Here is an 11856-nt window from a genome sequence, read left to right as displayed (position 1 = left end):
TATGCCCATCTGCAAGCTTCGGGGTTTATCAACGACCATCTGACGGATTGCATTTGCCGGAAAGGGTAAGATAAGGCATCCCCTCTTCATCAAACCGGACCGGAATCCAAAGATATTCCGAATACATCAGGCTCTTGGGCCGCCAAATATCGGCCATGAAAAGGTAGCGGTTACCGGGAAGCTGCAATACGTAAGTGCTTTGACCGCCGAAAGTCCTATCACTTCCCTCACCCCGACAAGGGTTGGGATGCTGTGTCCACGGTCCCCAGATGGAAGGAGCCGAGAACAGACGCGCCGCATTGGGTGCCCAACCGGTACAGCCGGAGGTTATCATCCAGTAAGTGCCGTCTTTCTTGAAGATAGCCGGTGCCTCATTGTGTCCCCCCGGAAAGAGACGGACATATTTTCCGGAATGTCCTTGATAGTCATCTGTCAGTTGGGCTATTTGCAAGGTCAGATTCTCTTCCGAAGAGTAGATATGATAAGCGATCCCATCATCGTCAACATACAATGTCATGTCACGGGACATCTGTCCGCCCTCCAAGTCACGCTTCACGAACAACCCCTTATTTACAGCCTCTCTCCACTCGGGTGTCCACCATTCTTCAAACTGTTCCATATTCCACTGCATGTCCCGTTCTTCCTCCGTCATATTCAGCGGAAATATTCCAGGGCAGACACGACTCGAAGAAACAAAACGATAAGGTCCCGTCGGAGAATCACTGACAGCCACTCCCGCACGGGCAGCCTCATAGCCTTTACCCTTCAGCTCCAAATGAAACCACATGACAAATTTCTTCGTCCTTTTGTTGTAAATCACCTTGGGACGTTCCATAATACAGCCTTTCTCTATTTCATTGCCCGCTTCTTCCGATACAGACAAGGCCACCCCCTCGTATCTCCAGTTACATAAATCGGTAGAAGAGTAGCAAGTTACTCCCACTTCCGTAGAGAATCCCTTTGCCGGACGGTGTTCACCGAACCAATAATATTTACTGTCAAATAACAGTATACCACCACCGTGTGCATTAATATACTCCCCGTTTACATCGTTCCACACTCCGGCCGGAACCATTTCGTCCTTTCCCTTTAAGGTGAAATCATTTTGTGCCTGTAGGCCGGTGATTGACGCTACGATAACCAACCATGCCCCTAAAAACTTGAAATTAAAATTAGTCATACTCTGTCTTGTTTCTATTTATAAAGAAGGGAGCAGGACGCCTTCTCACCGGAAAGTGTATCCTACCCCCTAAATCAAATACCTATTGAAAAATGCCTTTATTTCTCAGCCGGCTGGTCAGCTACCACCGGCCAATAAGGATTCTGGTAAAGAATGGAAGTCGATACATCCGCTCCCGAAGTGGCTGTCAACTGGAATTGCTTGATCATGATAGGATTCAAATAGTGTGCCATCTTCCAAGTACAGCCGTTATAGGCAGACTGGTTGCTGCTTCTCTCGAACGGACGGAGATACTCACTCTTGTCTTTCGATGAGACATTAGCCTTGTCTGTCCCGTCAGCAACCAAAATGGATTTTCCATTATCATCCAGATACCAGTCCTCCATCGGAGTATTCCACAAATGCATACCTTCCAGATGGCTGGGAGCAGTCATCAGTTGGTCCATAGAACGCCAACGGCACAAGTCCATGTAGCGAAGACCTTCAGCCAGGAACTCGCAACGACGTTCACGACGGATATTATACAGAGTCTTGTCAGAGATGACACTTCCACCCGTATAGGCTCCCCAATCATTTTCAGCCTCCTTGCTCATGTCCGTTGCAGCGATAGTCTTGTCAAAATCAGTACTGATGCCGGCACGTTGACGAAGTACAGTCCAATATTCACGAGCCGTAGCATCCAGCGTTCCATTGAGCAGATAACTTGCTTCCATATAATTCAGCAGAGCCTCAGCCGCACGGAAACATACAGCTGCCGTATAACCACCGCCATTGGCATAATACTTACGGTTGAATGAACCACCCTTGCGCAATGCATAGCCGGTAGCATAGCCACGCTCACCGTCACCACTCGTAATGGCCGGATAGGGCTCTTCCATCACAACTTCCGTACCTTCATTATTATCAACTTCAAAAAGGATGTTCTTCTGTCCCGGTTCTTTCAGGAAGATACTGAGACGCGGGTCACGGTTTACACGTACATCAGCAACCGTCTTGTCGCCCATATAATAGCCGTCACCATCCGCATAAGAACCGTGAGCATAAACCGGAGTACCATCCTTCATCAGGAAATTCTGTACGAATCCACGGGTCAGACCGATACGGTAATTACCACGTCCGGCAGCGGCATTGATGTTATGAGTAGAGAGTCCGCGGGCATACTGGCGCCACAACAGTACTTCCTTCACATCCGAAAGGTCTTCTTGTGCAAACATATCAAAGTAAGGATTTGACGGGTCATCAGCTGATTGTTGCAACACACCGGTATTCTCCGTCAAACTCCCTTTGTATTTATCTGCTACAAGTTTGGAAGCCTCTACGGCCTGTTCCAAGAAGTACTTCACTTCATTATCAATGTTTCCGCTCGGATACTGATAATTGTTGTGAAGAGATGCCCCCGGCCAGCCTTCTCCACCAGGTACGAATGCCGTACCCTTGAAATTCTGCAACCAAGTAGCCTCGAACAGTGCCACACGTGACTTAACCAGCATCGCAACATCCTTATTGATACGGGTCGTCGCCATATCGACATCACTCATATAGGCATAAGCCTTGTCAAGATCGGAAATGATGAAACGTGCCACTTCATTACGCGGAAAACGTTTGCTGGCTTCACGGAGAGCTTCCATCTCATCGGCAAGCGGTTGGTTGATAATCGGGAAGTCGCCGAACAACTGGAGCTTCTTAAAGTACTCGTAAGCACGCAGGAAGTACATTTCTCCGATATAGTGCTTGATGGTGGCTACACTCCCGGAAATTGTATTTTGTGAACCGCTCATGTCCTCACCGAATTTGGGAAGTGCTTCAGACAAAAAGAAATTAATACGATAGATGCGTTCGAACTTCCAATTGTCACTTTCGCTATGAGGTACTTTCCAGCGATCCTGGGTATAGCGGTCATTGGCATTCACCTCTATCTGGTTATCGGTTCCTTTGTCTTCACCGAAGATGCCATAAGTCCACTGGCCGAATGACGGAAGGACATTGGGATATTCATCATTCAGATTGGCTTCCAACTGGGCCGCAGTGGAGTAATAGGTTTCGGGAGAAATGCTTGACATCGGCTCTCTGTCCAGAAAATCATCGCAGGAAGTCGTTCCGGCAATCACTGCCATTGCCATGAACGCTTTTACAATATATCTATAATTCGATTTCATAATATTCTTCATTATTTATGGGATTAAAGTGATACGCTAAGTCCAAAAGACCAAGTTCTTGAAAGCGGGTATGCATTACCGGCACTCTTGATAGGTGCAGAAGCATTGCTGTCCGTGTTACCACCGCTGATGGTTTCGGGATCGAACAACTTGCTCAGTTTGGTTCCCGTCCACAGATTCTCGCCCGATACGAAGATGCGGCAGTTGGTGATACCGATTTTGCGAATCATGGAAGCAGGCAATGTGTAGCCAAGCTGGAAGTTCTTCAAACGGATATAAGACGCATCCTGCAGATAGCGGGTTTGGGTTTCCTGGTTCTGGGTACTGTCAAATCTCGGACGCGCATAGTATGAATTGACATTGGCGGCAATCTCATGACCGGCCAGCCCGACGGGTTCATCACGGAAGTAATCTTCGTGTTCCTTCAAACCGGTTGACCACCACATACCCCATTGGCCAACGCCCCAGAAGATATTGGAACCCTGCCAGTAGTCACGCTTCATCACTCCCTGGAAGAAGAGGCGAACATCAAATCCCTTGTAATTGGCATTCAAGTCAAGACCGAAATGATAACGGGGAGTATTGTTGCCTATCACCTTCAAGTCACCGTGGTCCTCCAAAGTCTGTGCACCTTTGGTGATGCCCGGTTTGCCATCCTGGTCGGCATACATGATGTCACCGGCAGTCCAAACGCCGGAACCGATGGCACTTTGTCCGCCCACTTTATTCAGATGCGCCTGCATCTCATCATCTGTCTTGGCAATTCCCACGGTTTCAAAGCCCCAGATTTCACCAATCTCGCGGCCTGCGATATAAGTATTGATTGAGTTTGTCGGGTTACCCGGGTATCTGTCTATATAAGTACGTGCATCAGAAACATTGAACTTAATGCCATAGCCCATACCGAAGTTGGTGCGGTCCTGCCATCCGATGGTAAGTTCCCAACCCTTCGTCTTCAAGTCACAGTTATTGGTCTTGGGAGTCGCAATACCCAATGTAGCGGGCAACTCTACAGACGGACCTACCATATTGTCCGTATAACGGATATAAGCATCGAATGACCCGGTCAGACGGTTGTTGAACAGCCCCCAGTCAAGACCGATATTCCAGGTACGCACTTTCTCCCAAGTCAAGGCTGTACTGATAAGGTCGCCTACATAAGCAGTGTTTGGTTTCAGTCCATTCTGCAGCCAGCTTCCGTTTGCCTGCTTCAATGTCATGGCACGATAAGTAGGATACCAGCCGTTTGTATTCATATTCCCCAGTTCACCATAAGAGAAACGGAACTTCAACTGATTGCAAACATCCGCAAAATCTTCCCAGAAGTTTTCCTGGGCAATGTTCCAACCCAAAGAGAAGGAGGGAGACAACTGCCAACGATTGCCACGGCGGAAGCGGGAGGTACCATCATAGCGCAGATTGGCCTCTGCCAGATAACGACCTTTATAATCATAGTTCAAGCGGCCAAAGAAACCCGCTGTGGCCCACTCATTACGATAGCCACCCACCTCGGGCACCTTATCCTTACCGGCGCCGTCAATATTCGAAATCAAGTCCAGTTCCGGAAGGTCTTCCACCTGCAAGCCATATCCTTTGGCACTAAAAAACTTCTGGCGCATTTCTTCGGACTGAAAACCACCCATTACCTTAAAATTATGATCATCATTGATAGCAAGAGAATAAGTGGAGTAAATATTCCAGTTCATGTAGCTCTCTTTCTTGTAGTCTTGATAGAGACTTGAGGTTCCTTGCGTATCCACAATATTTCCACTCACATCGTGGTTATAGTAAGGAAGTCCGGTTTCACGTGTATCTATAGAATTGGTACTATAGTTGAACTCAACATTGGTAATCCAATTCTTCACGGGTTCGAATACCAAGCTTGCCTGATGATAAACCTTATCTGTCTGCACATCGCGCTCACCACCCAATGCAAGTGACATCGCCGGCGTATCGGCATTACCATTAAAATAATAGCCGTTTTCATCATAAACCGGAAGATTAGGCCAAGTCTGACGGCCAATTCTCTCATACAAACCGCCACCAAAATTGGTAGGACGGCCAAGGTCTTGACGGACATAACGCAAGCTGTAATTGAACTTCAACCATTTGGTCAGCTCGGCACCAAATTTGGCAGTAGCATTATAGCGCTTCAAGTCATCGGAACCATGACGGAGCAAACCATTCTGATCCAGATAGCCCAATGAAGCATAATAATTGAACTTGTCACCACCACCGCTTACACTGAAATTATGTTCTTGCGAGAAGGAAGAGCCCTTGTAGATTTCGGAAAACCAGTCAGTATTGGCATACGCCGTAGTAAACGGGTCGCCTGCCGGTTTACCCCATACATTGCCATCAGTAGGCAAACCGCCACGATTAGTACCTCCCGCAGCCTGGAAGTCAAGCATCTGCTGCATCACTGTATCAGAGAACTGGGCATTGTCCTGACCGTTGCGTGCAGCCTCATTGAAGTAGTTGGCAAAGGTATAGGAGTCCATCATCTCCGGCAGATTCACCGGACTGTTGAAGCGGAAGCTGTTGTTGTAGTTGATAGTCGGCTTGCCCGATTTGCCTTTCTTGGTAGTCACCAAGATAACACCGAACGGTGCACGCGACCCATAAATAGAGGAAGCGGCAGCATCCTTCAATACAGAAATATTCTCGATGTCCTGCGGATTCACCGTATTGATGTCACCTTCCATACCGTCAATCAAAATCAGCGGACTTCCGCTTGAGCCGTCACCGATGGTACCGTTGCCACGGATATTGATGGACATATTCTTGTCCAGTTCACCGGTATTGGTCGTAATCTGCAAGCCCGGTACCAAGCCCTGCAATGCCTGCGTGGCATTCGCTACCGGACGTGCTTCAATTTCCTTCGCCGTAGCCAGCCCCACAGAACCTGTCAGGTTCACCTTCTTCTGCGTGCCGAAACCTACCACTACCACCTCGTCCAGTATTTCGCTGTCTTCTTTCAGAGTCACAGTAAAGGATGTTTTTCCAGCCACCGGCAGCTCTACCGTCTTATAACCGATAAAGCTGATTGTCAAAGTGGCATCCGAAGGGACTTTCAAGGAGAAATTACCGTCAATGTCGGTAATTGTTCCATTCGTCGCATTCCCTTTCTCCACTACACTGGCACCAATCACCGGTCCCATCGCATCATTAACCACACCTTTTACATTGATTGTCGAACTCTGTGCGTTCAAGAACTGAACATTCAACAGAAGGGCCATGCAAATGGCCAAAGTGACATACACTTTCAGCCCGAGTCCTTCAAAGAATCTCTGTCTTTTCATTGTATAAACTTTAAGATTAAACATTAATTGTTTCACTTTCACTCTTCATTTTAACCGTGAAAACAATGGCAAATGTAGGCGAATGCTGATAGGAAGACCTCCAATAATGCTTCTACGAGGTAGAATTTTAGTTATTCGACCTAATTGAAGCATAATTTGACTTGATCTATGACTGTATGAAGCGTTCCTGATATTCCGTTGGCAACATGCCGAATTCCTTTTTGAAACAAGAGCTAAAATATTTTGGGTCATTAAAACCGACGGCATACGCCAGATCGGAAATACGCACGGAACTCCCCTTCTCCTCCATAATGCGGCAGGCCGCTTTCAGACGGATGTTACGGATAAAGGCAGAAGTATTCAGTCCCGTCAGGGATTTCAGTTTCTTGTAAAGGGTGGACTTGCTGGTGCCCATCTCCTCCACAAACTGGGGCTGGTCGAAGTCTGAATCTTCCAGATGGCGGTTTACGCAGTCAATGGCACGCTGCATGAAGTCCTCATCAATGCTGGTATAGTCCAGTTCCTTGATTTCGAACACCAGTTGGTTCTTAAAGTCATGCGCCTTGCGTTCTTTGTATTTCAGCAGATTGCGGATGCGTGCATGCAGCACGGCCAGGTTGAACGGTTTACTGATAAAGGCATCCGCCCCCACTTCATAAGCTTCGGCACGGTCTTCCTCCTTGTTCTTGGCTGTCAGAAGAATCACGGGAATATGACTGAGTTCCAACTTGTTCTTCACATACCTGCAAAACTCGATGCCGTCCATTACGGGCATCATCACGTCCGAAACAATCAGGTCAATATCCTCATTGTCAAGCACAGTCACAGCCTCCTGACCGTTTTCGGCCGTATGGACATTGTATTCACGTTTCAGCAGCCGGACCATTAACTGCAAAAGCTCCTCATTGTCCTCCACCACCAGTATGGTATGCGCTTTGGGCTTTTCAGCAACCACATTCTCCGCATTCTCCTCTTCAAGATAGGTAACGGTTTTCTGTACCGGAAGTACAGCTTCCTCATCAATCTGTTCTTCCTTAAAGTAAGAGCGGTCTACGGGCAAGGTCACGATGAATTCCGTTCCCCGGCCTTCCTCGCTCTCCACTTCAATGCTTCCTCCATGCAGCTCCACCAAGTCCTTTACCAAAGAAAGGCCGATGCCCGTACCAATGGTGTTGAACTTCCGGTAATCCCCCTCGTAGAACCGCTTGAAGAGGCTCTTCTGCTTGTCCTTTGAAATGCCACTGCCATTATCCTTTACATGCAACCGGACGAAGTCCCTGTCTTCGGCATACATCAGCGTGACTTGTATATAGCCACCCTCCTTATTATATTTGGCGGCATTGGAAAGCAGGTTGTAGAGAATCTTGTCCAGCTTGTCCGTATCAAAATAACCGATAATCGACTCCGGATTACAGAGTACGGAGAAATGTATCTTGCGCTTTTTGACAAGCGGCAGGAAAGATTCGGCTTCATTTTTCACAAACGCCGCCACATCTCCTGGAGAGACACGCAACTTCAGATTGCCGGTTTCTGCTTTACGAAATTCAAGAATCTGCTGCAACAGACGGATGAGCCTGCTGATATTGCTACCCATTACCGTATAAAGGTCGTCATGCCCGGGAAACCGCATCTTCAACTCATCGACGGTAGCCGAGATAATGGTCAGCGGAGTCAGCAGTTCATGCGTGATATTTGTAAAGAACTGCAATTTGGCATGATTCAGTTCTTCCAGTTTGGACTTCTCCATCTCCCGAAGATGCAGCTCATTACGCAGCTGCATCCTGTTCTTTGCTGTCCGGAGAATGAAGCAGACAATAGCTGCCCCTATCAGTGCATAAATGATATAAGCCCACCATGTAGCCCAGAACGGTGGCAATACCACCACCTCAAGTTCACGGATTTCCTGACTCCAAATGCCATTTTCATTGGTGGCTTTCAGACGGAACCGATAAGTACCGCTCTTCAAATTATTATAATAGGCAAAACGGCGGTTGGCATCCGTATATTGCCAATCCTTGTCAAAACCTACAAGCTGATAAGCATACCGATTTAAACCGGGATTCTTATAAGTAAGGGATGCGAATTCAATACTGAAATTATTATATCCGTAAGGCAGATCTAACTTCCGCGTAAACGAAGGCATGACAGAAGAAATCCGTTCTCTGACCTCCGGTTCCAATACCGCAAAAGAACGGTTGAAGATTTTTATATCCGTAATCAGATAAGGCACAGCTTCATTGTCTTTCTCCAGAGATGCAGGAAGGAAACTGTTATAACCCTTATTTCCTCCAAAGAATAACTCGCCCTCCCTACTGCAAGAAGACTGTGATATGAAAAAGTTATCCTGCAGACCGTCTGCTGTCGTATAGACACGGACCGTAGCCAAATTCTCGTCCATCGGTACAAAAAGCTGTACCAGCCCCATATTAGTCCCCATCCATAGACACCCTTGCCTGTCTTCCTCTATAGACCCTATCATGTCGGCAGACAGCTGATATTCCTGATTCTTTTCCGTAAATACATTTTCCTTATAATCATATAGATACAACCCTCCTCCCTCAGTTCCGGCCCATAGCCTTCCCGATTTATCCACATGCAAACACAACACCGAGTTCGTTGCCAGCTGGCCGTTGTTATAACTATAGTTACTATATTTCAGCGTTTCGGGATGCTGCACATCCCCCATAATATGTATAATTCCATAGTTGGCTGTCGCAATCCAGAAGCTGCCATCCGCATCCTCCACAATGTCCTTCACATGATACCAATCCGCCAACCCGCCTCCGGCAAAAGAAAGTGTTCCGAACCTATAATGCCCTCCATCGGCCAAACTGATTCCCATACCGCCGCGACAGCCTACCCAACAATTCCCCTTACTGTCCTCACACAAGGCCGAAACGCAATCCGAATAGAGATAAGGCGTGTCGGATTCAGTCAGCACCTTCACTTTCTCTCCTTTCTCATAAATCAAGATACCACCGTCATAGGTAGCGAACCATACTTCTCCATTCTTACGCTGAATAATGTAATTGACCGTGGGTACACCGGGAATATCCGAGAATTCCGGGATATGGGAAAAGAACGACAACACACCGGTTTCATAATCCTTGCGTGCCAGCCCATAACTTCCGGTACCCAGCCAAAGGTCTTTATCTGCATCGGCAAACAAAGCGCGGACGGCAGTAGTAGGCACGTCATCCTCTGCCAGATTCAAAGAATAGAAAGCAAACGGAGATTGTTTCGTGTCTATCATCAGGACACCGCCGCCAATGGAACCCAGCCAGATATTATTGAAGCGGTCGCGCAACAGTGAATTTATTTCATCACAAGGTATATGATATGCCGAATGCAACGACTTGTAATTAATGAATGTACCGGGATTCTCCTGCTTCATAATGCTCAGCCCCACCCGGGTCCCTATCCACAAGGTATGGGTGTGTACATCCTCCACAATATCATAAACAATATTGTCCGACAAGCTGGCATCATCCCCTATCCTATGCGAATAATGCGTATAAGACACGTTTGCCATATCCTTTGGGTGATTCAAGAGAAATAATCCGCAATCCCAGCCACCGACCCACATTTTCCGGTTTGAATCCTGATAGATAACATGTGCCGAGTTCCGTTCATTGATTTTGGGATATGCATAGAATTTATCCTCCTTCCGGGAATAACGAAAAAGACCACTGGACCAGGTACCGACCCACAAATCCCCATCCGAGTCCTCGAACAACGATTTGATGGAAGCTGCGGGAAATATACCATCGGTGGACTTGCCGTCATACATCACGAAGGAGTCCTTCTCTGCCACATACCGGCATAAGCCAGAATCCGTACCAATCCATACCTCATTTTCCCGGGTGACCAACAGGCATGAGACCGCATTGTTGGGAATGGCAGGCGCAGTATATTGACGGATTTCTCCGGTTTTCTTATTGAGTGTGTTCAACCCCTCTTGTGTACCAATCCACAAGAAGCCGTCATTGTCATCGGCAAAACAATAAATGTTGTTACTGGTCAACAAACCGGGAGTATTCAAGCTCGATTTATAGACAGTAATCTGGTAACCGTCGTATTTACAGAAACCATACCGGGTGGCAAACCACAAAAACCCTTCCTTATCCTGATATATTTTCTGGACCTCATCCGTCGGTAATCCGTCTAATGTAGAAATCTGCTTGAACTTCAAACGGGAAATAACATTCCCATCAGCCGCATGCCCCAAGGCAGGATACATTGTCCAAAAGCTGAACAGGAGAAGACACGTATGCAAACAAAAAAAACTTACTCTATTTTTCATATACCAGATATTAGGAATTATGACAAATATAGCAAGTTCAGCTCACTTTAAAGAAGAATTATGCTCTTTTTTTGTCTGCAAATACTTCAAACAAGGCTTTATTCCTTACCTTTACAGCCGTGTTCTACACCCTAACCGTAGACAAGCAAACAACATATGAAAAATAAATTCGACTACCAGTCTGTGCCTTATGGCTTTGCGCATTGCTTCCACAGCCAGTGCATCCATAAGGAAGAATGCCTGCACCATCTGGCCGCTATCAATTGTACCTCGCAATATCCCACCTTAAGTATCATCAACCCGAACCGTATCCCTGCCGATACCACCGACTGCCCTTATTTTCGGAAAGCCCAAAAGTACCGAGTAGCATGGGGCATCCGGCATCTGCTGGACAATGTACCCCACAAATGTGCAGCCCCGATGAGGAACCAGCTTGTAGGACACTTTGGCAAGACCACCTATTATCGCTTTTACCGCCAGGAACAAGGCTTGTTTCCAAAGGCACAAGCATATATCCGTCAGGTTTTCAAACAATACGGAATTGCCGAAGAACCGAAATTCGAGAGATACAGCGAAGAATACAGCTACAACGATTGAAGCATCCGGACAGCTCAGCTCTTACAAAGTTTATTTTTGAAAAACATCTGTCATGCTATCACGCAGAGGGGGATATCCTTTTGATTATAAACCGATTAAAGCGTGAAAGATACCCGTGATAGATAAAAATCTTCACAACCATCCATCACGCCATAACAAAAGCAGTATCCGATACTTACTTCATTCACCACAGAATAGTGCTATATGCCTAGTTCTCAGTATGAAACTTTTAGTTTCTTAAGCAAATACTATTGGTTTCATGTCTTATCCTGATATAGGTAGACACATTTACAAACTAATAAATGTGTTACTATTATG

At 46.8% G+C, this 11856-nt stretch carries 4 protein-coding genes and 2 pseudogenes; 2 read left to right on the top strand and 4 right to left on the bottom strand.

The genetic code is table 11. The annotated features are described in order from the left end of the window. Positions 1–69 (top strand): annotated as a pseudogene (locus tag DXD65_RS21375) (DNA-3-methyladenine glycosylase I); the annotation flags it as partial. Positions 70–298: 229 nt separating this feature from the next. Here the strand turns inward: DXD65_RS21375 and DXD65_RS21590 are convergent. From DXD65_RS21590 to DXD65_RS20370, 4 genes and pseudogenes are all read right to left on the bottom strand, one after another. Further along, positions 299–517 (bottom strand): annotated as a pseudogene (locus DXD65_RS21590) (family 43 glycosylhydrolase); the annotation flags it as partial. Positions 518–1278: 761 nt separating this feature from the next. Then, the gene (locus tag DXD65_RS20380) at positions 1279–3336 is read right to left on the bottom strand and encodes a RagB/SusD family nutrient uptake outer membrane protein (RefSeq protein ID WP_005833256.1); all 2058 of its coding nucleotides are present in this window, start codon (positions 3334–3336) and stop codon (positions 1279–1281) included. 23 nt (positions 3337–3359) lie between these two features. Next, positions 3360–6638 carry a SusC/RagA family TonB-linked outer membrane protein gene (locus tag DXD65_RS20375; protein WP_199670754.1) on the bottom strand — a complete coding sequence of 1093 codons (3279 nt, stop codon included), beginning with the start codon at positions 6636–6638 and terminating at the stop codon, positions 3360–3362. Between the two features lie 166 nt (positions 6639–6804). Then, positions 6805–10941, bottom strand: coding sequence for a hybrid sensor histidine kinase/response regulator transcription factor (locus DXD65_RS20370; protein WP_117887899.1), 4137 nt, complete (start codon positions 10939–10941; stop codon positions 6805–6807). Positions 10942–11097: 156 nt separating this feature from the next. On the opposite strand from DXD65_RS20370, the gene DXD65_RS20365 reads away from it, so the two are divergent. Beyond that, positions 11098–11538 (top strand): DUF6078 family protein, encoded by a 441-nt coding sequence (locus DXD65_RS20365; RefSeq protein WP_005833259.1) that lies wholly within the window; start codon positions 11098–11100, stop codon positions 11536–11538. Positions 11539–11856: the final 318 nt, after the last annotated feature.

This window comes from Bacteroides sp. 4_1_36 (assembly GCF_003466325.1).
Taxonomy (GTDB): domain Bacteria; phylum Bacteroidota; class Bacteroidia; order Bacteroidales; family Bacteroidaceae; genus Bacteroides; species Bacteroides uniformis.
The sequence above is the reverse complement of the archived record's forward strand: the minus strand, read 5'-3'. Positions and strand labels throughout refer to the sequence as shown.